Genomic DNA, 23,577 nt, shown 5'->3' with positions numbered 1-23,577 from the left:
TATCCCGGTCGTTTTTGTCCCGCTCGCGAAGCCGAGCGGCTTTTCCAGTGAAAAATCTGACGAAGAAAAAATACTGGATAAAATCGTGATTTGTTTCAAAACCCGTGAAAACTTCTTTGCCAGAAATGTGATGAAATTTAACGATTTTATGCGAAAACAATGAAGAAACAGAAAACATTAAAAAGACTTAAGATTTTTGTTTAGTAGAAGATGTAAAGGTTTTCGCAGGCGAAACCCATAAAAATGAAAATCGAAAAAGAAGATTGCTACGGCTGAGCCGGAGGATAATGGAGGATAAGGAAGATAAAAATGACCGGGAAAATCGCCTATCTCGATGGGCTGCGGGGTATAGCAGCGGTCAACGTTATGATAATGCATTTCTTTGTCGCATTAGCCCCGGCTATGATCTACGGGAGTAAGCTGCCGTCACATTTCGGAAACCTGGACCTTGTTTTTTCGAGCACACCCCTGGGATTGATTGGAGCCGGGAACTTTTCGGTGTGCATTTTCTTCATCCTGAGCGGTTTTGTGCTGACCCATAAGTATTTTGAAATGAAGGACAGCAGCATAATTATAAGCAGCGCAATGCGCAGGTATATACGGTTGTTTATTCCGGTATTCGCAGCAGTAATGTTATCATACTTACTGGCATCAGCCGGACTATACCGTTATTATCTCGAAACCATGATGATTTCCGCAGGCAGCAATTACCGCGGCTACTGGGCCTTTACCCCGGACCTTCTGGATGCACTTAAACAGACTGTCTGGGGTGCTTTTTTTGTAGGGGGCAAGACCGTTTACAATCCGGTTTTATGGACGATGAAAATAGAATTCTTTGGCTCAATGCTCGTCTTTGCGATGTCGCTCCTCTTCGGACAACTGCGCAGCCGCTGGACATTCTACCTTGCCGCCGCCCTGCTTTTCCTCAACTCTTACTACCTGGCATTTATAATAGGAATGCTATTCGCCGACATCTTCAACAGTAAACTGCCGATATTTAAAACAGCTAATCGAAAAGGAAATGAAACAGGCAACAAAGCAGAAAATAAAGCAGGCAACAAAGCAGGCAGTAAAGCAGGCAACAAAGCAATCCTGTCCATCATACTGATTACGGGACTGTTTCTCGGGTCCTACCCCATGAGCCCTCTCACGGGCAATTCTTTATACGGCTTTCTCGATAACGGCCTCTTCCGAACACCCCTGGTTACCTATCATATCATAGGCGCAGGCATGGTAATGTACGTCTTATTGAACAGCCCATGGCTTCAAAATGTTTTTTCTTCTCCCGTGCCGGCCTTCCTCGGAAAAATATCCTATTCCCTCTACCTTGTACACTTCCTAGTGATAAGCAGTTTCACCTGTGCACTGTTCCTTGCCCTGTACCCGGTATTGCCATACGGAGAAGCGTTTTTAATTTCATGCCTTTCATCATTGTTTATAATAATACTCTTAAGCTACCTATTTTACAGGTACATCGACATGACAGGTGTGAAATTGTCAAAGAGTTTTTATAACTGGTTGCTGAATTCCCGCAAACCCGGAAGCTCCGGACACATAAAGCAGGGAAATCTGTCAAACACTGTTTTCACAATATATAATAAAATATTCAAATAAAAGCCTGAATTACCTGATGAAAAATATGTCCGGAACACCAGGACTGATGCTCCGGATTCCATTAGCGTAGCGGAATTCAGATCAAACCATGTCAGATCAAATCAGGTAGATCAGATCAAGTCGATCAGACCACATCAAATCAGAAACTGTAGCCTGTAGCCCCTAAGACCGCTATCAAACTTTTCCTGCTTCAATACTGTCACGAATATTAGCCCAGCGGCGTTCACGGATATCATCCCAGTGGTAGTCCTTTATCCAGGCGCGAATCTTTTCACTGGCTTCTTCCGAGTCTTGCAATCCGACATAGGTTGCCAGTTCTTCGGGTTCAATTGCAGAGGGAGAGGCAACATACATCATGAGCAAAACAGTCGGGTCCGGCAGGGTTGAGTCCTTTTCAAACTTGAAGCCAAAAACAGCGCAGTCCGCACTCCTGTAATAGTAGCTTACTCCCATAATTTTGATGCTTGAAAGAACCTCCCCGGGATAGGTAAAGACGTAATCAGTCCCGCCGGGATAGTTCCCTCCGAGTTTGTTGCTAGTAGAGCCGTCTTTAAAGGTAAACCACCAGGCGTTTAGAATGTCGGTGGACCGGGCTGTAACCTTCACGATCGGACCAGATCCTGAAAGGTCGAAAACCCCTCCGTGAGGAGGATTTGAACTCCCACCACTCTCGTTGCCCATGCGCTCTGTCCGGGTAACCCCGGCAGGTCCTCCGCCTTCCGGATAAGTAACCTTGCAGGCATCAATCCGGTCCCAGCCCCAGACTTCAACATTTGAGATCGGTTGCTCGGGTGGAGAGGGGATTTTAATCCCGCCACTGTCATCAGCCGTCCCCACCGCATCGGAGTAAATCTCCCTGGAAAGGTAGACTTTGACAGGTGTGGGGTACTTCACAGGATCGAAATACTGCCACAGGTCCTTGAAATCCAGGACTGTAAGTGTCATTTCCCGGACGTATTTGTTTACCGTGTTAAACGGTTCGGTATAATGCTTATTGCTGGGCGCCTTTTTCTGCGTATCCTGCAAACCATCGTTGTAAATCTTCTCGGCATATTTTATGTAAGAGCTGACAGCGTCCACAATCTGCTCGCGGGTATGCTGCTGTATTTCCTCTGTCCACCCCCAGTCAGCCCCGTGTAAAATACCATCCCGAAGAAGGCTCAGGTGCATGTTTGCAAATTGCGCAAAAAGCGGAAGCAAAGGCAGCTCATAACCCTTCGACTGGAAATGCGGGAGCTGCTGGAGAAAATCCCCCAGTACGATGTTGTATTTCTCGGATATGTACGTTTTAACCTTCGAGGTCCTGGCAGCCCACAAGTATTCATTCATGTTGTTCTGCAAGCCCTTGAGGTCTTCCTGGACCTGCTGGTAAACCAGGTCACTGATTTTCCGGTCAACGAGTGCTTCCACTTTCTCCTTGACTTCCGCCCACACATCCACATGCGATGCCGGCCAGAAGATCCCGACAAGGGCACTTAAAGCAAAACCCACTACCGGAATTTTACCGAGTGATGCGGATATGACCACTTTTGCCGCATTATTATAATCGAACTCATAGTCAACCTGAGTGGAATACACTACATGTTCAAGCCCGTCCTCCGTAACCCGAACTCTTGCCATAACTTGATTATCACTCATTACGATTCTCCCCATAATTTTTTCAATTCCATAATATTTTTCCATAAACTTCTCGTGAAGTCATGAAGATTGGTCGATCTACACTTTGAGGGTTCAAATTTTCAGGAATATACACCATTTAGGCGAAATTTTATTGCACAACATATACATACTTTATCATATTTTATAGTATGTTCCATTGAAAGTTGTTTCAGAATCTGTTGAAAATCCTTAAAACTCCCCCCAACCCAAAATCTTCCTCCTATCCAAACTCTCCTGACTCCATTTTTCCGAAAACAACTCAAAAAGGATTGAGAGATAACCCCAAGCCTCTTTTCTGCCCCTCTTTTCTCTCTTGAATTTTCGTCCTAGATATAATTATATAAATACAGCTCATAACCTGATTCTGTCAGATGACATTGATTTTTTCAAAATTAAGGGGGCTATGGAATGACTACAGGTGTAACCAACCTTGACAAAAGTATCGAGCTTACCAATGTCTGGCTGAAGGACATTCTTGACCAGTTACAGTGGCAGAGCAAGAAACGCGCATACCAGGCACTTCGGGGCACACTGCATACACTCAGGGACAGGCTCCGGATAGAAGAAGCAGTCCAGCTTTCGGCAAATCTGCCCCTTGTGATTAAAGGCATGTACTATGACGGCTGGACCCTTCGGGATAAACCGGAGAAATTACACAAAGAAGAGTTTGTAAGAACTGTCCACAAACAATTCAACTTTGATGAAAAAATTAACCCTGAAGAAGTTGTCCGGGCAGTCCTGCGTGTAATGTACAAGCATATGGGCGAAGGCGAACTCGGAGACGTTAGAAGCAATATGCCAGCCGACATCCAGGAACTGTTCCCACAGGAGATCAAGCTGAAACAATGAAAAATGACTGATACGTGCCGAAATTGCATTTGTTTTTGAAAGAGTCTTCTTTTTTTGCTCAATTTTTTATTTTGTCCTCAACAGAAAAATTAAGAAGATGAAAGTCCGGACGATTAAAGTGGCTTTCAGAGTTTTTAATTTTTTTTGAAATTCCCTGTTTTTCAACGACTCCTTTCCCGGCTTTTGGTCCTGTTTTAAAACGATCCCTGCTTTTATGGAGAGTTTAATGTTTGGTGAGGAGGGTGGAAAAAGCCAGAGCAACCGGAATAATGTATCCCGGTCGTTCTTGTCCCGCTCGCGAAGCCGAGCGGCTTTTCCCGTGAAATTCATGGCAGTGTCGCAAATTTGCTGCAATTTTTAAGTCAAGTTTTTGTATACAGCAGAAGAAATTAATCTCCTGATATTGAAGTTTCGGCCCAATAACTTATTGAGATTTGTGATTTTACAGAAAAATCGGCACACTGCCATTGAGTAATTACTAAATAAGATATTTCACTGTATCAAAATATTATTTTTTTTAGCTATATCCTCCATAGATAGTGATAGATTTGTTAAAGTAATCAAAGGAGTTTGTTGGTCTGTCAAGTTAGACATGATTGAAAGTTTTAGTTTCAAAATTGCGTTACTTTCTATAGGATTGTTTTCTGCCAACCAATGGTCAATGCCACCTGCCAGTTGAGATATCATATTATCTTGTGTGAGAGATTCTATTGAAACCATAAGTGGTGGCTGCAATAGAATTGAGTTGGAAACTACCAGGTCAGGTGATACTGGCTTAGATGTGCTATTGATTATCGAAAAGTTATATGTGACCTCCATTTGAATTGTCACATCTCCAGCAGAAACATCTTCAGCAGAATAGCCTTGGAACAGCTCATTGAACAGAGCTTTAAGATGTTCCTTTAAGGGTCTTGGCTCGCCAGTTGAATTGTCCAGTTTAGCAATATCCACAAGTTGATCCGTTGTTATAGTCGGATGCATAGGGTTAGAGAAAGTAACATTCGGTGTTTGGTAAACAAACCTGTTATCAGACAGATGCCCTGTCACCAATTCCTCATTCCGCTTGATGTAAACTGTGGCCTTTGCATCTTGATATTGCAGGATTTGCATACCAGGCAGCACCATAGTGCGCTTAGGGATAACTTGAGCTTTATCACCAGTCAATGGCACCTCTTTATCCTTTGGCAAGTGGTACCAGTATGCGTATTTCCCTTTTTCGGGCTCGGAAATCTCTGACTCTAGCTCATAACTGTATCCATCAATAGTTACATATGGATAATCTCCAAGATTTTTCGGTTCTATTTCGTTTTCGGAAACAATTGTCACGACCCAGGCATCTGATGGCTCTGATTCCCCGTTAAGAGAAACCTTCTGGGTACTTTCTTCTATAAAGAATGCGTAAGAAGGATTTTCGTCTCCCACCACTGCAGGCAATGGCGCTTTGAAGTCAAAACTACCGGATAAACTGGTTTGTGTAGTTACGTCAGTTACCATCTTTAAAAAAGCGCTGAGCACTTTGGCAGCTGTCTCAACGTCATCTGTTTTTTCACATGTGGTAGCATCACATGTGGTAGCATTAATCTTTGGGACACTCTCCTCAAGTAACTTTTCTAAATTTGTCCTGGATGTGGCGAACTGTGCCAGGGCCTGGAAAGCATCACAGAAATCTTCCCGAAGCACTTTAGTGTTGTCTTTCAGGTTGTATTCTATTTTCCCGTAAATTCTGTCCTGAGGATAGTGAAAATCCTGCGAATAAGTAAAAGTGTAATCCCAAGCTGTCAAATCACTTATTTCCGTCGCATCTGGATAAGTTGCTTTACCGGTCTGAATATCCATTCGGGGGCTTAGGGGGAATGAACGCTCAAACATGGGGATTTCAAATTCTCCCAATTTCATTTTTAATTTTTCGGCAGTTTCAGATCTCACAAAATCAAGCCAGGTGGAAGCTTTGTAATCCTCAATTCCGGGAACGCTAGAAATTTGGTGCTCAATGGAAGCTCCGTTAAAACTCAAATTCAGGGGTAATTTTTTACATTTGGTTTGGTCGGGTGCTTCGACCAGGAAAGTTAAAGGTGTGGAGTTTTCATTCAAAATCAACTTAGGTGATGTTAAGGTAACTTGACTGTTCGCGGATTTTGAATCAAACCAAACGATGTTACCGAATAACTGAGGCGAGTTTCCTGACTCGTTGCCTTCTTCGGAAATTTTGGCATTTACTTCCGCACTAAAGGAAACTGCGGCACGGGTTGAATATAGGTTAGAGAGTTTGACCAGCAGTTCCTGATACAGAGCTTCTTTTGCAGAAACCAGTGGGTCTTGTTCTTGAGGTTGTTCTTTATACACTGGACTCATCAATTCTTTCGCCATTTTGGCTAGATATTCCTTCTGAGTCTTGAAACTGTCAAGGAAACTGCTTACTCCTTCTTCAGGGTTCTCTTTCATATACTGATCGATTACCAATATGGATGAGACATATTTGGGGGACAGCAGGTTGTCAATATCGTTGAAGAGCTGCTGTACCCATTTATCCAGCTCGATATCGGTGAATGTCAGTGTCTGCGGAGTCCCAATGAATTTATCCTCTTTGGGATCGAAATCATCTGCCAAGGTGTAAGCATAAATGTCCGCTTCTCTAGTAAGAAGTTTATTGGAAATCGGCCGAGGGGCGAAAATTTGAGGCAAACTTTTATCAACGATCGAAAAACTGATTCCCTCGTAGGGAGCTTCTCCCAGCCTCACAATCCATAGGGCTGCAGCACTGCCACTTGCATCAGATTCGAATCGATCAACACCCGTGGCCACAGTTAGGGTATATTTTCCTGTCACGGATAGGGTGTCTTCTATACTTTTTGCAAATAGATCCAGACCTGGCTTATCGGTATCCTCTCCATATGCCAGTTTCTCGTTCACTTTGATTGTGGTTTTGGGTGTTACTGGTGTAGCAATTCGTTTAATTGCAGGAATGGATGCAAAATCTCCCTCAGCCACCCCACTGGTTCGTTCAATAACAAACTGGAAATTCAATTTAAAAAGTTGTTCATCTCTTAAATAAGTCTTATCAGCTTTTACCTGAAGAGTAATTTCACTGTCTGATTTCGATGGCGGAATCGGAACGTCGCCACCCGTCCAATCACAGCAATCTTTCAAATAATCCCTAATCCTGGTCAACTTGTACAACAGAGTACCAGATGAGGGGGATGCTAGAGAACCTAAACCGGTCTGATCTACTGGAACCGGCAATGGATGAGTCAATAGACTTGTCTCGAACCAGAAATTGATTCCATTGGGATCGTTCAATTGATTCAGCAACAGCTCATAGGTGGTCAGGGCAGTACGTGCCCTAATCTGCCAGGGCTCGGGTTCATACTCTTCTGGTTGTGCCCTATTCTGCCAACAGTTGGATTCGCTTTCTTCGCTTTTAAACGGTGAAGCATCAAAAATGATAGTCATGGTCAGCAAGAAGTTGTCGTCCGGAGTGTTGCTGGCAGCCACAGTCCAGTGAGCTGATGTGCTCGGCCATTGTGACAGTCCTACCAAGCTATCAGTATAACCGGTCAGAACCGGCTTTTTCGTGCTAACAGAGTTTTCCATGTTCTGGACAATTTGAGTAAACAAACGGTTCCCAAATATGTCATACCACGAGTAATCAATCTGCAACAATCGGCCGTTGGACTGGTAAGGCTTTACTTCTGTCGTGGTTTTGCCGTCTCCATCACTAAGTAATTTCGAATAGAGTATCGACTTCGAATATATTAGGTCCTTATCATTCGAAGGTTTTGCAGCACGAATTTTGTCCATATTATCGGGTTGTGATTTGACCTGAGGGCCAAGAGGAAGTCCGATATTGCTTTCGATGAAATCCTGATTCCCATCAACACTTACTCCAAGAATTGTATAGAGATTGAGCAAATAGTCTTTAGCGTAATCAGGATTGGTGGGATCATCATAAGGGATTTCAGGCAAGGGATTTCGGGTAACACCGATGGCCTGTACATCCGGAAGCGTGGATCCAGCCTGCATTAATGGACCAGTGTCAAGATTTAATTGCTGCCCGATAGAGAGCAAATCGATTTTGAATTGGTTTTCCCCTGCAATCGCTGCAGGGCTTGAACCGTAATAGCCCGCCAGGCTCTGCAAAGTCTCACCGCCCGGGCTCACACCCACAGTTCGCTCTGACTTAGGCAAAAGAATAGGAGTGCCTACACCCAGACCATCTGCCCATCGACTCTCTTCCAAACGTGGATTTGCTTTTTTAATCTCCGTTTCATCCATTTCGAAATGATTGGCGATATCAGCCAATTTGATACCATCCTCAGTGCAAATATAGGTTCCATTGGATAACGTAAAAGTTGCATACTTTGTAAAGGAGATTTCCGGATTGTTTTGCACCAGTGACAATACGTTACTGTAATATCGAGCCGCAATCGAGTTCAGACTCTCACCGACTTTGACCACGTGAGAAACCTTGGAAGAAGACGTTTGGGCGACAACTGCATTTGTTGACATGTCAATGGGATCGCCGATCAAAACAGAGTTCATATGGGAGCGCAAGCGATCTTTTTGTTCAGGTGCATAAATAACAATCAGAGTGACCACAGCTTCGTCTTTGTCATTGAAGATTAAGTCAGACAGCCCACCATCGACCTTGTCATAATAATACAAGTAGAACCCGCCAGCCCGCGTAATACTCGCTTCCCATAGTAACCTGACGAATTCTGTAGGAGTGTTCAATAGTATGGATTTGTCTATCTCCTCTGCCCTCAAACGTTCATGTGCAGTTGTGCCGGGAGGACGGGTGACAGTCGATAGGTTAACCTGCGATATGCCCATCATGATTCTGGAGCCTGTCTCGGCTCGGAGTACCGCATCCTTACCGCTGTTAGGCCTATATCCCAGGACCAGTTGGGAAATTTCACCATCCTTAACGGACTGGACAATCCGTTCCAGTAATACAACCTCCTGCCCGCTGGCACCCATGATTTCATAAGTGTTATTATAGGCACAGGTTTTTTTAACTGCCTCCTCAACGGGAATTTCCGGCAGGCGCTTGATGGTAAATTCAATTGCCGTGGTCCATCCATAATAATTCAACGATGATTTCTCAATTGCCCCGGTGGCTTCATTATAATGGTGCGTTTGAAGGTCGAAACAGGGACACGGATCGGTTTCAGAAGCATCGCTGCGTGGCAGCGACAACATAGCCCCGGGCAAATACCATAAGCGTGGTCTGTCGCCTTCAGGCGTTCCCTTGTCTGGATAAGTTATAGGAGTTGATGAATGCCAGGGAATGGATGAGGACAAAGGATATACCGATTCATTGCTGGTTACCATACATTGAGGCCCGATGGACTGCAGCTCCAGGTCTAGAGGATTTTGGGTTGCATAGTTGTGCAGGGCCTGGATCCGAAGATAGTCGTCTTGGGGTGCGTCACTGTAGTTTTCGGGATCCTGAGGCATGATGGATAATGATAGAGTATGAATAGGCTGATCTCCGTCTTTAAACTGTATCCAGTCGAGACCGGAGCTTGGTCGAGTTATGGAAAAGGCCAGAGGATCGGTTCCAAGCGGAGGGATAGCCATCTGTTGCCCGGTTAACGCGAACAAACCAGCGGCTGCGGGGAGACTAAGGATGCCGTTATCATCCCTTGTAACCCACATTCCCTCTTGTTTGGGTGTAATCTTATCAGTAGGCAAGCGCAACCCATGGAAATAGTAACGTGAAACCATGCAGGAAAGATGCTCTAACGCTTTGGAACGCTGCGCCTCTTTTATCAATTCTCCAACCTGGAATTGGGGCAGGTGAACCAGGTCAATGTAAAGTTCGCTGTCCGAGAATAAATCCTTAATTTCACCATTATCGTCAATGCTTGCCAGGTCCTCAATGGTGATACCATAGGCTTTGGCTACAGACCTTAACATATCTCCAGCGTTAGTTGTGTAGCTAAAGTCGGGAAGCGTGATTAACACAAAGGGCTTCAGCAGTTTTTCATCGTTCAGAATATTGCTGTTAGCCAATAATTCATCCAAAGAAACTTTGAAATTATCGGCGATTACATTCAAAGAGACTGATCCACTTACAGTGTATTCATCCTTGTTTGGATAGATGATCTTTTGTCCGTCGGCCAGAAGGCCGCTTTCATCCGCGTTCTTTTTAGCCAGGGTCTCAGCATCAAAGGCATTTCCATATTTGTCCCGAGTTGCAATAGATTGGAAGGTATCTCCGGCCTGGACAGTATAATCCACAGAATGCAGAGTCAGTTTGCAGCCTTCGTTCAGTTCATGATTGGCGTTACCTTCGAATAGATCGTTAAGGGTAAATTTGTCTTCTTCCTGGGTTATCGCGCCCGTATCGTTTACCCATTTGACGATTTCGTTGCCTGTATCGCCTGACTTGATAGGTTTCTTGAAATCACGCAGGCCGCTGCGGAAAGCTTGCAGCATCTGGCTCATGATTAAATTGAAATAGTCAGTGAAGATAAAGCTGCCAACCGAATTTTCTTGCTCGTCGCTTAACATTAAAGCTTTTGCCTTTTTGCCGCTTTCCTCCTGCACCTGCACCGCCAACTGACCAAAGTACTCTCTCAGCCATGAAATGAAGTCCTCATCAATGGCGTTATATTTATCGAGGCTATATGAAAGAGCGGGAATGTCACCATAGGCGGATCGTTCCAGAGTCAAAGGCAGGGGCATGGGGAAGAAAGCTGCGTTTGCTTCTCCCTGGACTTTTGGCATGGATAAGGTAAGTTGAATCTGGTCCGACAGGAAAGCCTCAATGCTTTGGATTGGGATAGGAATAGATTCCTGAGGATTATTTAAATAATGAAGAAGATTTTCTAAACTTTTGTCATTTATAACTAGAGCATCCACTTGTTCAGGCGTTACATTTTCATTCTGAATTGAAGCAATAGCCCAGCGAGCTACCAGTTTTGCCAGAATTTCAAAAGAAGTATCCTTCTCATCCTCAAGTCCTTCAGCCTTTCTCGCGCTTGTAAAATCGTCTTCCGTGGCTGCTGGTACTGAATCAATAAACGTACTTGCAATATAACAGGGACCCTGTTTGGATAGATCCAGGATTTCGTCATCAAAAGCCCGATCACCAGCTACAGTTAATGCAAAAGAGATGTATCCTTCTAATGCTACCGGGGTTACAGATTTAGTCAGTCTTGACCAGTCAGGTGAAATTTCTTCAATGCCTCCTGTACCCGTTAATGCCAGCCTATGGTCCCGCAATCTGCAGTGCAGAGGTCCTGCCAGCCGTCCCTGACCGGGTAAACCTTCAACTGCCCACGGCGCATCAGCAGGATTTTGGAGCGCCCCAATAGTTAAGGTCTCCTTGATTATAACAGAGAAACTGAAATGCAAGTTTATCTTGAACAGACCCAGATTAATCACCAGCGACGCAGTGGCATCTACAGATGCTACAACTGTGATGGGGATAGGTTGGTATGCGGCAAAGGTGATTTGAGCATATATCACTACAGTGATATTCACATCTGCCTTGACCACTGTAAAATCAACAGTGCCGAAGATTTTGCCGATTATCCCTAAAGTCCCCTGCATCCAGAAGTAATAATCCCCCTGGAGCTGAAGTTTGTCACCAGTACCTGCACTTGTACTGTCATATGGGTTCCATTTGGCGAGCAGCCCTTCCAGTATACCAAATATAGTCAAACTGATTCCGGCTTTTAATATGCCGTATTGTACCGTCTTGCCCAGGCCCAACTGTGCCCCAAACCCTAAAACGAGTATGGGATTGAAATGTCCTTTAGTAGTGACCGGTAAATTTGTGGCTGCTACCGGAGGTAACTTCCCAAAATAAATGCCCCCTAATCCAACCAATGGAATGCCTGGAGCGATAATCGCTTCAATTGAAAAGGACCGTGAGAAATTTACATTCCACGGGAAACCGAGATCTAACTTGAAATCCCCGGTTGAGTAAATACCAATGGCAAAAATCGGCAATGTTATTGAATAAGCCCCGATAGTCAGGTAGCGCATGACGTCGGGCAATACTATTTCAGCGCTGTAAAGTCCAACACTATCGCTGAGTTTCCTGTACATGATCTGGAAATCCAGCCCTTTGAAGACCTTTGCCGCGTCACCGTCCAAAGCAAGGCGCAAGCCGTACAGGTAAGGGTCATTAAAGACGGTTTGCAGGGTCAATAAGTACTTTGGAACTTCTTCTTCCAGTGTACATGCTGGCATCAGTCTATTTTGTATTTGTTTTTTGTTTGCATCAAGGCGAAGAATCCTAAAATCCGCACCGAATAACCAGGAACTGTTTGCATCGAATGTAATTGCCGGAATTTCCCCCGTTTTGGGTTCGGGCAGTTTTTCCATGCACACGATTGCTTTTTGTACCGTATCGGCTGTCTTGAATTCCCCAAGAGTTACGTGCTGCCCCATAGCTAAAAGGCTCAGGTCAAGGTATCCGTTTCCGCTGCCGCTTGGAGAAGGTGTGTTCTCAGGTTTGGTTGCATCCCATGCAGGAATTTTGTCACCCCAGACAAAGGAAGCATCAAGTTCAATCATAACACGTTTTCTTGACGGCTCTTCAGGATCTTTGTCATAGCAAACATCGATCGAATTGATCTTGCCAAACCCAAGATCAATGGGACCGATATTTACTTTGAATTTGACGGTTTCATCGGTAAAATCCCAAACAAGTTCAAAATTGCTCAGGGGAATTTTGTCAAGTACATTCCACGGCGCCGCAAGCCCAAACTCCGAACCTGTAGCCCAGGAAACCATGGTTTCGATCATACTCCCGAGAGTTGTGGATTTAGTGAAACCCAGAGTTGCAATTTGATGCTTTTCGACTTCTCCTTTTTTTATAATTTCCTTTTCTTCAATTTTGCCGGTAAAGATACCCCAGGTAACCTCAAAGCATTTGACTGTGGGCTCAAAATTATAGGAAACAACAAGGTCGATATCGTTCCATTGAATTTCAGCACTGACCTTGCCGAAAGGACCAAGCTTTTCTTCCATGAAATTCAAAACAGGTAAATTTTGTGAAACCTCATCTATAAAAACAGGCATTTTAGCTCTGCTGATATGTTGCAAGGAAGGGCCAATGAATTGGCTTCCGTTGTTGTAACCGAACTTAGCAGTTATGGTGCTACTAAAACTATCGCCTAAAGGAGTATCCCATACTTTCACACTTCCGCCAAGTTCATAGGCCTGAGCAATCCCAGAACCATTCGAATCAGCAGTTTCACCGCCATTGCTTGCCGGTGTATGCAGATTAAAATACAGGTCACTGACATCAATATCCGGGATATTGCTTGCCCAATCAAGTGAAACGTACTTCGACAGGATCGCCCCAACTTGGATTGGATTGTCACCTTGATGCCCCTCAAAGAGCCACCCGTTGTCTTTTCCTTTGAAGGAGGCAGAGAGGGAAAATAACAATTCCTCCGGGTCGTCTTTGAAAAGGACTGTACTTCCGTAGAGCTCTCCTGTTGGACCGCTACCTTCATCACTGACATTAACACCCAAGTTTGCAATGCCGAAAGTTATGTTGTTCAGTGTGAGATTCCAGGATTCAGTTTCCAAAGAAGTATCAACGAAGTAAGTTGTCGGGACTCTCCCGTCACCAGGCTTGACTATCAATGAAAAGTTAGAAATGTTGGTACCAAGATCCAAGGTCACGTCAGACGAAAGGAAGAAGGTAAGGACATCACCGACGGGAATAGGTTTACTATCCTCTGACATAACGGCGGAAACCGTCAAATCCGGATAGGCGACCCCTACATCCAACTGTCCTTGATTAATCATAAACGAACTGGAGGCACGCCATGAGACAGCCCTCTCTCCCATGGGGTCTGAAACAATAACTTTGATGTCGAGTTTGTCCAGAGTCAATTTGCCAAAAAGCGGCCACGATTTTTTCGTTTCCAGGTTAACATTGAAGGAATCAATTTTTTTGGAATTATAATCATACCCAAGATAGAGGCTTTTCAGACCCAGATCTGCCGCAACATTAAGTGGTGCCGGAAAAGACTGAACGAAATTTATACCGCCGAGAACCTGGAAGAGATCCTCAATTGCTGGGGGATTGTTTCCGAAGTCCCCAGTGGCGAGAACAACATCATTATCTGTTGGGAAATCAATTGAGAAATCGACTTCAGTACTTCCGAAACTAATCTGAAATTTCGTTTTGCCCGTAATCCGGTCACCGTTGTCGGGCACAGATACATTAATTACAGTGTTATTTAATGAAAACCAGGAAACTCCCGGAAACTCAGTCTTTCCAAGCTGTAAGGAAGCAAGCGCATTTACATTTTGCTTGTCTTCAGTAGACGTGAATTCCAGGTGAAAAGGCAGGTTGACGTCAGCAAAAGAATTAGTCTCGCCGTCAACGGTAATTTTATCTTTCGGTTCCGAAAACACAATGGCAACCTTATTCTCAGCATCACCAATTTCAAGTTTTGAGTCGCCGATGACCCCAGTCAGATAGTCATAAAGAGTACCCTGGCTGAGCACCCCTGGAATGAAATTCAAAGTTCCATTGCTGTCGTTCTCCTGGAGGTTAGTGTAAAAAGCTTCCAAGGGATTAGCAGCTGCAGCAATAGTGGTTCTTTCAGAAATTTCATATTTGTTAACTAGGTAAAGCAATGCCATCAGAAGCTTGTCGTTCTCATCCCGATGGTAGACGCTGGCAACTGATTGATAATATCTATATAGGAGCGAATCAGGATATCTAGATAATATGATATAATTGGCAAGCTCCCCCAGTTTATTTGCGGTATCTTCAGTGGTTCTTTCATCTTTACGAGAACAGTAGCCAATTTGAAGGGCATAGACGACTGAAGCAAGCTTTTCAGTCAGATTACTAATATAATTTTCTATTAAGGGTGTTGTCGGATAAGGGACGATATCAGATCTTGCCATATGCCAGTAAGGTAGACCGAGATTCAGCAAAAGACTGGCAGTCGCCTGCCCTTCAAATATGCATGGTAGAGTAGATCTAGTATACATATAATTAAACAGTGATTGCGGCATATTTGAAATACTTGTAACGATGATGTCTGTTTTATTGGCTTGCTCGATTACCTTCTCTAGATCGGATCCTGAGGCCGCTGAAAAAAATTTAACCCTACTACCATTAATTAGCCCTTTATCTTTGGCCCATTTTTTTGAATAATATTTCAACCGTTCTGTTAAAGAAAGATCACATAGAGGACAGTCTTTTGTAATGTTATCGATATTGCCATCGAAAAGTTTCACCATCTTTTTCCAAAAATCTCCCTCGTTAAGGAAAGCAGTCATTACGGCGATGACTGTAGGTTTGTCATTAATTGGAGAAGTGTTAGAATCTTGGGCCAAGCTGATACAACAAATAAGGTCAAATAAAATGGCGTGATTAGCGGCAATCAATGGTTTATATCCAATAACAGCACCTGGGTCCAAACCATATATCGGAATCAGATGTATTGGAAGACGACTGTTGATTTCCGTCGAATTCACTATAACTTGGGCTCGTTGCAACATTTTACGGTCAATATCGGGTACTTTCTCGAAATCTTCCCAATCTTTATTTTCTAGCGGCTTTACTTTGGTGTAGAACGCCCTTTCGTTGAATTTATATTTAATTAGCGCAGGTTCTGTACTAAGTTTTACAACATCTTCATTATTATCATCCTTTCTTATCAATAACAGGCTAGGAGCATCACACTTCTCCCACTTATATGGCTGTAGTTGCAGGTAGTATTTTACCTTGAATTTATTAGTATAACCTTTAACACTGGCTTCTGTTAATTCGGCTCCCCCATTAACACAGATCAGTGCTGGATTCAGATTTTTGAGACCTTCATCAGTGAAGGAATGGAAAGTTAGAGTCACATTATCGAGTTGCATCTGCTGAGGATTTTCGGGATCAAGTCCTGGGAGTAAAGTCGCCAGTTTTTTAATTGCCTCTATATCGTAGATTACCTGAATAATACCGGTGTATCCCAATCCGATAAAACGTTTTAGAATATTTAGCGTATTTGCTTGGTGTCCGTAATTAGCAGCGCGGGTAAAGAAAATACTAAGATTTGTTTCCGTGGCGAGTATTTCTCTCAGCTTCTCAAGTCCCTTGACAGTAATAAGTGAGTTTTCATCGGTAGCATATTTTTGAAATTCATTAATAAGTCGATTAATATTCATTCTACCACCCTCACTTTCCTCTTGCTCTCACCTTGATTCTTATACATAGCATACCATCCCAGCCCACTAGCTTCTCCTTTGCTTTCCGGGTTTCCAAAGAGGTAAAAACAGGTCGAAGAGTTTTGTGGAATCTTCATTATACCCAAAAACTTGAGGGCAATGTCGGTCAAAAGCAGCATGAAACTTCGTCCAGATGGCGATTTTGGATTTTTGGCATAGATAAGCCGCAAAGGCCCGTAAGAGAGTTTTAAAACTCCCTGTATACTTAGCATATTTGCACTGTTTGAAGCCCCGGGCAAATGTAGACCTGCTTCAACTTTGTAATTATTATCCTTGCCTCCAAGGGTGGACCAGGCTAAAAGTAGATCGGCATTCAGTCCAACTTTGCCTGCAAGTTCTCCGGGGGTCCCCAGATTCAAACGAAACTTTAAACCATACCAGGTTTCTTCTTCGCCAACTCCACTAAGCCGCAAATCTGCAATCATCTTCAAAAAACCTTTTTTAGAAGGTGTGTTGTCCTTATCTTTCCCACTGATTAGATTCTCAAGTTCCAGAGCAAAGGATTTGTACAGGCTGTTTTCCCGAATTGTGCTTGAGTCGAGATCAAAGCGGATTTCATCCGTGTTAAACTCAAAATTGCGGTCTTCAGGTTTGTCGGGGGGATAGGTCATTGCCAGGCCAAGATTGGAAAAGTGAAGCCCTGAACGCGGGGTTTTTCCGTCGGTGCTGCCAAAAGAGAACAGATCAATATCTAAGGAGTCGGGATCGCTCTCCGGCCCGTTCCTGAGAGTTGCAAAATCCAGGTAGCCTGTCAGGCCGAACCATACTTTTGTACAATCAGCAGTAGCCTGCCGGGTATTCATCTGGGCAGAGGTGATCTCAATTTTGTTAAACACATTGTTGTCGACCAGAAAAGTATAGGAATGGTCCTTAAGCGAGCCAAGACCATAAACGGGTGCACCGTCATGTTCATGGAGAGTTCCGCACAAAATGATTGAATTATAAATATTGCCGCCTTCGCCCATTGCATTTACCCGGCTGCCGAAGAACTTGTTCAGTGTTAATTGGGCATAGCTCTGAAAGTTTTTGATCGACGAATTTTCAAACAGGACCTTCAGAGTCAGCAGGCGAAAATCATAGTCCGACCCTGTATTGGAAGCTACGGGTTGTTCGGGCTTGGAGGAATCATATGCCGGGTCACTATAATAGATCAGGCCGTAGACCGAGGTGGAATCCTTTAATTCTACGCCATTTTCACCAAGGGTGATCTGTCCGGTTTCTATGGCTAAATGATGGGCGTAGAATTGGGAATAATCATCGATTCCAATGATAGTACCTTTCATCTGTTCGGGCAATTCCTTAATGTTAGCACGTAATACGAGAATGCCTGTCCAGTTTTCATCCTGAGTGATCTTATTAAACTTTTCGAAATAAAGTGCTTCAGGGTCGGAATCTGTCTTTTTTGCTGCCTGACTAAAATAATCAAGTAACCATTGGGATAGGGGAACCAGTTCAGATGAATTGCCATTCGGGGCGGCGAAATCTTCCTTCTGGGTCCATTTTGCCGGGTTAGCAATCAGGCTTTCAGGTGTGTTTGTTGGATCGAAAAGTTTGCCTTTTACTCCTTTGATTATGATAACATTGGCATAGTCTCCATACCGGCAATTTTCTCCTACCTGAACAGATAAAACCCAATTTTCGATATTGAGTGTATTGTTAAAATCTGCATTTGGATTACTGCCCATTGTTCCCAGTAACTTTGGATTGGTAACTACAAGCATTGGATCAGCAGTTTGGAATGCCTGTTTGAGTTCTGGAGATGGATGTTGAAAAGAGAAATGTTGAAAAGAGAACTGGGTTTCCACTGGCTGGGTTAATTGGGCAAGTAGGATCTTAACCCATTCCCCCTGATCATTAATAGTTACAAGCCAGCCGGATGGAGTGGTGATATTGTATTCAGTCCCGTTTTTTCTAATAGTAGGTTGATGACCCAGGGCTGAAGAAATCGTTTCTCCAGCGCCAATTTTATTTCTTCTGGTAGGTGATATAAATTGACGTTCAAATAACCCGATTAAACTACTATCAAAATTACGCTGCCCGTCCCCAGGGGAAACACCGGCATAGGGAATCATTGGAAAACCCGATTCGCTCTCGGCAATTTCTGTTCCCGGATGCATGGCCCCTAGCAGGTTATTATAATTTTGATTGATGACAGGATCCTGACCATAGAGAGGCGCGCCTTTGGGTTGAGCCACATAAACAGGTTTTTGGGAGGAACCTTGAGCACAGACGGCGGTTACCCATGAAGTAATAAAAGTATTCTCAAGCATTTCTTTGTCAAGATCAACGGGTGGCCCCACGGGCGATACTTGCTGCAGTGGATAAGAGGAGCCATATGATGGTTGAGATCCTATAAACCGCAGGCGATCTCCCTCATACTCTTCAGAAACAGGCTCAAGGGAGATAAATTCATTACCCTGCAAGCCGCACATAATCTGCGATCTTTTGCTTGAAGGTGCGGTGGGTGCTGAAACAATAAAATCTCCCACAGGGGTGACATAGAGATCGCCTGTACCTAAATTCGTTCTTAGGGCAAAAGCAAGAGCAGCGACCTCATCAGATTCTTTGGCTTGCTCGATGCAGACAGGGTATAAAGTAACAACGGCACCGGTTGTTGTTCGGAAATAAGATTTAAGGCTTATTCGTTGATTCTCTTTTAGATCTTTTGGATAGGCGTTTGTAAGGGGTTGTTCACGGAATTTTAATAATGTTCGGCGAGGGAGCTTTCGATTGAAAACGTCACTTGGATCGAAAACACAAGAAAAATGAATCAGATCACTATTGTTATTAATCAGTTCAGGTTCGGCAAAAGGTGCCCATTCGGCAATATAAGGCGGATCTTTGTTAGGATCAGGAACCTGAAATTGAAATCCCCAGAACCATTCATCGTAAAGGAATTTCGGAGAAATGTCAATTTCAAAAACAATGCATCCTCTTTCTGGTCCACTGAAGTCTATATGTCCTCCGCAAGATCCATTATCTTCAGGCACTTTCGAGCCTTTAAAGTGGATAGATGAGTTTTTACCATTTGTTAAACAAATTGTCTCGTCGTTGAGGGAAATTAGCATATTAGCGTCGATCTTAAGCTGAATTCCCTCTCCTAGAGGCATGTTCAGCGGTGGATCCACCTTCCAGTGGTTGTTGTTAAAGCCAAAACTTGGAAGGATGCCTGATACATCTTTCGAATACCAGACAATTCTTCTGGAAATTTCCCCCTCTGCCAGGCATTTTTGAACCTTTTGGAAAATAACCTGCGCATCGTCTTCGCTTGTGGGTCTCTCAGAACTAAAGACAAAGGATACTCTTTCATCATTCCAAGCATCCTACAATGACAGTTCTTTTTCATCTATAACAGCTGGCAAAACTGCTGCTACCCATCCTCTGTCTTTTGTATCCTGCTAGCCCACGAATAAACGTGGTACATTAGTATATTGTTTGAAAAACTTCATACCCAACCTCCGCTAGTGTCCCAAATTTTCTGTAAAATCGCAAATCTCAATAAGTCGTTTGAAGGGAAATTACACGTCGGAAGAGCCAAACCACATACAGCATACAAAAATTTACCTCGATATTCAAAGCAAATTCGGCACACTGTCGACCTCCCAAAAAATTATTTTGGTTCTTCGCTATTTGTTGATTAGGAAATAATTGCTTAGAGGCTGTCTTAAAATTCAAACCATTTCTACATTTGGATAGTAGGCGTTGTTGGCCTTAAGTTCACCCCACAAATTAATTAAATATTACTTATTCGCCCTATGTATAAAATCAAATGCATTAGACATCATAGTTAAAATTAAGACTTTAGACGTTTGACGGTTTAATGTTACCTTTTTCCAGTCCAAATACGTGAGTTTTATCCCAATTGTATAATCAAATTGAATTTTAAGACATGCTCTTGGCCCCCTGTAATTATATTCCCTTTTATTATGAATCCTTTTCCATTACGAAGTCTTTTTCTTTAGAAGATGTCTTAAAATTAAATATTACTTGTATCAAGATTGTTCGTTGATATTGGAACAAACTGGAAGACTTCCTTATCCTAGTGATTTATCTGATAAAGAATGGGAACTAATCAAGCCTCATATCCCAACTCCCCAAATCAATCGAGGCAAAAAACGTGTTCATTCCTATCGGGAAAATATTGAATGGCATCTTCTGTTTGCTACTTTCTGGTTGTTTCAGGTCAAGATGCAAAGTTAAGTGGATTTATTCGCTATGAATATATCAATGAAGAAGCACCTAAAGCATTTGAAATAAGCATTGCTCCTCTGAAAACTGAAAGAACTAATGAGTTCGAATTAGAATACAATGAATCTGGAAATGATGAAAAATAGGTTTTTTCGCAATCCTGACCAAAATCCACCAAAACAAGGATTGAGACATATAAGATGTCGGCGTACTACCATAGTAACGAATTACCCGAGGAACCATGCCGGAAGACACTGTGCAGAAAGAGGTCCACTACGACAAAGACGGCCGGAAATATTACATCGGAAAAGAAGAAGATGAAGACCTGAGCGAAAAAAACCGATTCTGGGCAGGCGCGGAAGGTGTAAAATTTTACAAAGCAGACCCCATCACCGAGGAAGAGCGCAGGGAAGCGGAGGAGCTCTGGGACGCCATGAGCCTGCCCGGGACCAGCAAAGGAAAAATCAAGAAATAATGGGGCGGGAAGGGCGTAATAATCTCTGTAAGCAAAATCTTTTTTTTGATAAAATAGCAGTCAACCGTAAAAGTTTCACAGGACTGATAACTTTGAATTTCTACCATCGAATGTGATGGAATATTTATCAAGGATGTTTCGCCCGATCAAAACGTCTCCTTCGTCCTGATAGAAGGCAATAATGTTTTTGTGCCTTGTTTCAAGGAATTCAAGGGTTGTGCGGGTGTACCATGTGGTAACTACGCCTCCAACCGCACTAACATTGGAACGGTAAATCATCTCTAACCCAAGTTCCAGCCAAAGGTCTTTTGGTATGACAACTGCATCCGAACCCGTATCAAGATATGCATAAGCATTTACTTTTTTATTAGAAACGGGATTGATGAGAGTGACCGGAACAAGCGGGTCATTATCTATGTAATCAAAAGTGGTTTCTTCAGACATAGGTTCTGTTCCGCAGCCTGGCAACGGCAGGATTCTTTCCTACTCTACGCATGAATATCCTGTGACCCGGGCGCTCTCTCCTTGCTTCCAGGTCAACATCCCCGATGTTCTCCCCAACAGATACAAAGTCACTAGCATCAATATCTATGGCTATTATTTTCCCATTGTATAGCCGTTCCCATTCTTTTTTATGGGCTTCATAGATACGTTTTGCTTTTTCATCAAAGGTATCTGGTTCCAGCATTTATTCACCTATTTTAATTAGAGGTCTTTTGTTTCTTAAATTTATAGGTTACTACAGTTGCAATCGATAATTACAATGAAATTCCTGATATTCGCAAGCTAGATCTGCTAAAGCAGAGATTGGAACACATATATTCTTCTTTAGTCTTTATTTTCCTGGAAAAGCCGTCCGCTTCGCTTCGCTCTGCGGCCGGTGAGAGCGCCGGTACCCAAAAAGCAATCCGAAAAAGGAACACAATGATATTCTTAATGTCAGGTAAAATGAGTTTAACCACACGATGTTAATGAGAACCATTTATTTTATTTAGTCAGCTTTTCCACTATCAAAAGAAAGTTTACTTTAGCAGTAGCTCCCATGAGTTGAAATATAGGTTTAACATTGGGAATAATCGTCACAACTTCTCCTTCTAGATTATTCAAAAATTGCTCTAATCTCACCTGGTCCTTATCCATGTCGATGTCGAATCGATGTACTTTGTATTTTATTATAGTCATTATATCATCCGACTATGTTATTTTTAAAAGAATTCCATTTTATTCAACCGCTCAGCAACATTAAATTTGTCATTTTTATATGCATTTGCCTCTTATTACTAACAATTATTGGTTTTTCAATTTCTTATACAGGTAAATCCTGGAAAAGCCGTCCGCCTCGCTTCGCTCCACGGCCGGTGAGAGCGCCGGTACCCAAAAAGCAATCTAAAAAAACGTACCTATTTCTCCAGTCAACCAGCCACAAGAACGCCACCAGGTCAGGTGGAATTAGAGCCGGAGGAAAAAACAGCTTGAAAAATACCTTTTTCAGTGTGTTAATTGAGCCAAACCCACATACCCAAAGAGTGAATCGGGCGAAACTTCATAACCGTTGCAGAGAAATAGAGAATATACAGGATTTAGCTGAAAACCTGACCTGAAAATTCTCAATCTAATGAAACAGCCGGGATAAAATATGTCCTCGACCCGCTTTGAACTTGATGATGATCGGAATACTGATGATAATACAAATCTTAATACCGACCACAATACCGATCATTGCAGTGAATACCGCGCCAGCACCTGCAGCAAAAAGCAGGACCTTCTTAATATGGTAACGGAAACCACCGATGCTTATTCTCCTGAACAACCCTCTATTTCCAGTTCATTATATAACGTAAAAGTGAGTCCGGAAATAAGAGGAATTTCTAATAAAAATTTCCATAAGTTTTTGAATGAAATATTGTCCGAAATTTTTTTCCAGCTAACGAAATATGGCAAAAAAGATAATGTTGAGATAAATGTGGAGCTTTCAAGGGATCTGGAAATCCCGGAGTGGAGAGAGTTTGTTATTACTGTAAAATTACTCGAAATGGATAGTATGAAGGATGAAGAGTTTTTCAGTTTATGGAAAGAGATAGATGGGAGCGTAAGAGACAGAATATCTTCGATAAAAGACCTGGATAAAGAAGTTCTCGAAAAGTACGGAAAACCCATGATTATTTTAGAAAAAGATGAATGATTAAACCATTTATTCCCGATCCACATGCCTTTTGATCCCTGCCTTCTTCTGAGTCTGCACAGATGGTAATAGACGAAGTTCGTAAATTGTGAGCTTGAAAAGCTTCTTACAGGCATCGTTTTTATTAGCGACCACTCTTCTCCCCGCAATCCTCCTCAAGCAGTCAGTACCACAACGGCACATACCTTATCCTCTTTCCTTCAACAAGCCCCTCATCAAAAAAGTCCGATGTGATGATTATTCCCTCTTTCATTTTGAAGTTCTTCATCCCGGCAAGCAGGCCGTTTACCTCGCGTCCCTTTATGTAGCCATCGAGTATAATCGATAAAATCCGCTTATTCTGTCGTGTATAGACGACAAATTTAGGGGATTATATTTTAGAAGAATAAAGACCCAGGGT

The 23,577-nt window shown here is 43.0% G+C and carries 11 protein-coding genes and 1 pseudogene; 6 read left to right on the top strand and 6 right to left on the bottom strand.

Annotated features, from left to right (window positions below; all coding sequences use genetic code 11):
- The first annotated feature begins 309 nt into the window (after positions 1-309).
- On the top strand, positions 310-1,614 hold the full coding sequence (locus ACSAZK_RS15945; RefSeq protein ID WP_440955027.1) for an acyltransferase family protein: 1,305 nt from the start codon (positions 310-312) through the stop codon (positions 1,612-1,614).
- A 174-nt stretch (positions 1,615-1,788) separates the two neighbouring features.
- Here the strand turns inward: ACSAZK_RS15945 and ACSAZK_RS15940 are convergent, their stop codons facing one another.
- Positions 1,789-3,252, bottom strand: a complete 1,464-nt coding sequence (locus ACSAZK_RS15940; protein ID WP_440955026.1) for an insecticidal delta-endotoxin Cry8Ea1 family protein — start codon at positions 3,250-3,252, stop codon at positions 1,789-1,791.
- Positions 3,253-3,681: 429 nt separating this feature from the next.
- On the opposite strand from ACSAZK_RS15940, the gene ACSAZK_RS15935 reads away from it, so the two are divergent.
- Complete coding sequence (locus ACSAZK_RS15935; RefSeq protein WP_440955025.1) at positions 3,682-4,122, top strand: DUF2267 domain-containing protein; 441 nt, start codon at positions 3,682-3,684, stop codon at positions 4,120-4,122.
- Positions 4,123-4,614: 492 nt separating this feature from the next.
- On the opposite strand, the gene ACSAZK_RS15930 is transcribed toward ACSAZK_RS15935, so the two are convergent.
- Positions 4,615-16,272, bottom strand: coding sequence for a LysM peptidoglycan-binding domain-containing protein (locus ACSAZK_RS15930; protein ID WP_440955024.1), 11,658 nt, complete (start codon positions 16,270-16,272; stop codon positions 4,615-4,617).
- The gene (locus tag ACSAZK_RS15925) at positions 16,269-19,442 is read right to left on the bottom strand and encodes a hypothetical protein (RefSeq protein ID WP_440955023.1); all 3,174 of its coding nucleotides are present in this window, start codon (positions 19,440-19,442) and stop codon (positions 16,269-16,271) included. The genes ACSAZK_RS15930 and ACSAZK_RS15925 overlap by 4 nt, the downstream gene beginning before the upstream one ends.
- Before the next feature lie 898 nt (positions 19,443-20,340).
- Here ACSAZK_RS15925 and ACSAZK_RS15920 point away from each other — a divergent pair.
- The 3 genes and pseudogenes from ACSAZK_RS15920 to ACSAZK_RS15910 all read left to right on the top strand — a co-directional run.
- Positions 20,341-20,509, top strand: a pseudogene (locus tag ACSAZK_RS15920) (transposase); the annotation flags it as partial.
- Complete coding sequence (locus ACSAZK_RS15915) at positions 20,478-20,666, top strand: hypothetical protein (RefSeq protein ID WP_440957125.1); 189 nt, start codon at positions 20,478-20,480, stop codon at positions 20,664-20,666. The pseudogene ACSAZK_RS15920 and the gene ACSAZK_RS15915, both read left to right, overlap by 32 nt.
- 95 nt (positions 20,667-20,761) lie before the next feature.
- Positions 20,762-20,995, top strand: coding sequence for a hypothetical protein (locus tag ACSAZK_RS15910; protein ID WP_440955022.1), 234 nt, complete (start codon positions 20,762-20,764; stop codon positions 20,993-20,995).
- Between the two features lie 75 nt (positions 20,996-21,070).
- Here ACSAZK_RS15910 and ACSAZK_RS15905 read toward each other — a convergent pair whose 3' ends face one another.
- Positions 21,071-21,439 (bottom strand): aspartyl protease family protein, encoded by a 369-nt coding sequence (locus tag ACSAZK_RS15905; protein ID WP_440955021.1) that lies wholly within the window; start codon positions 21,437-21,439, stop codon positions 21,071-21,073.
- Positions 21,432-21,683, bottom strand: a complete 252-nt coding sequence (locus ACSAZK_RS15900) for a hypothetical protein (protein WP_440955020.1) — start codon at positions 21,681-21,683, stop codon at positions 21,432-21,434. The genes ACSAZK_RS15905 and ACSAZK_RS15900 overlap by 8 nt, the downstream gene beginning before the upstream one ends.
- 1,083 nt (positions 21,684-22,766) lie before the next feature.
- On the opposite strand from ACSAZK_RS15900, the gene ACSAZK_RS15895 reads away from it, so the two are divergent.
- Positions 22,767-23,177, top strand: a complete 411-nt coding sequence (locus tag ACSAZK_RS15895; protein WP_440955019.1) for a hypothetical protein — start codon at positions 22,767-22,769, stop codon at positions 23,175-23,177.
- 9 nt (positions 23,178-23,186) lie between these two features.
- Here ACSAZK_RS15895 and ACSAZK_RS15890 read toward each other — a convergent pair whose 3' ends face one another.
- Entirely contained in the window at positions 23,187-23,312 is a 126-nt protein-coding gene (locus ACSAZK_RS15890; protein WP_440955018.1) for a hypothetical protein, read from the bottom strand.
- Positions 23,313-23,577 lie beyond the last annotated feature (265 nt).

The sequence above is a fragment of the Methanosarcina sediminis genome (genome assembly GCF_052056915.1).
Lineage (GTDB): Archaea > Halobacteriota > Methanosarcinia > Methanosarcinales > Methanosarcinaceae > MTP4.
The sequence above is the reverse complement of the archived record's forward strand: the minus strand, read 5'-3'. Positions and strand labels throughout refer to the sequence as shown.

Excerpts from the sequence above, each read along its gene's own strand:
- ACSAZK_RS15945 (WP_440955027.1), top strand. The coding sequence starts at position 310 with ATGACCGGGAAAATCGCCTATCTCGATGGGCTGCGGGGTATAGCAGCG.
- ACSAZK_RS15940 (WP_440955026.1), bottom strand. The coding sequence starts at position 3,252 with ATGAGTGATAATCAAGTTATGGCAAGAGTTCGGGTTACGGAGGACGGG.
- ACSAZK_RS15935 (WP_440955025.1), top strand. The coding sequence starts at position 3,682 with ATGACTACAGGTGTAACCAACCTTGACAAAAGTATCGAGCTTACCAAT.
- ACSAZK_RS15930 (WP_440955024.1), bottom strand. The coding sequence starts at position 16,272 with ATGAATATTAATCGACTTATTAATGAATTTCAAAAATATGCTACCGAT.
- ACSAZK_RS15925 (WP_440955023.1), bottom strand. The coding sequence starts at position 19,442 with ATGCCTCTAGGAGAGGGAATTCAGCTTAAGATCGACGCTAATATGCTA.
- ACSAZK_RS15915 (WP_440957125.1), top strand. The coding sequence starts at position 20,478 with ATGGCATCTTCTGTTTGCTACTTTCTGGTTGTTTCAGGTCAAGATGCA.
- ACSAZK_RS15910 (WP_440955022.1), top strand. The coding sequence starts at position 20,762 with ATGCCGGAAGACACTGTGCAGAAAGAGGTCCACTACGACAAAGACGGC.
- ACSAZK_RS15905 (WP_440955021.1), bottom strand. The coding sequence starts at position 21,439 with ATGTCTGAAGAAACCACTTTTGATTACATAGATAATGACCCGCTTGTT.
- ACSAZK_RS15900 (WP_440955020.1), bottom strand. The coding sequence starts at position 21,683 with ATGCTGGAACCAGATACCTTTGATGAAAAAGCAAAACGTATCTATGAA.
- ACSAZK_RS15895 (WP_440955019.1), top strand. The coding sequence starts at position 22,767 with ATGGTAACGGAAACCACCGATGCTTATTCTCCTGAACAACCCTCTATT.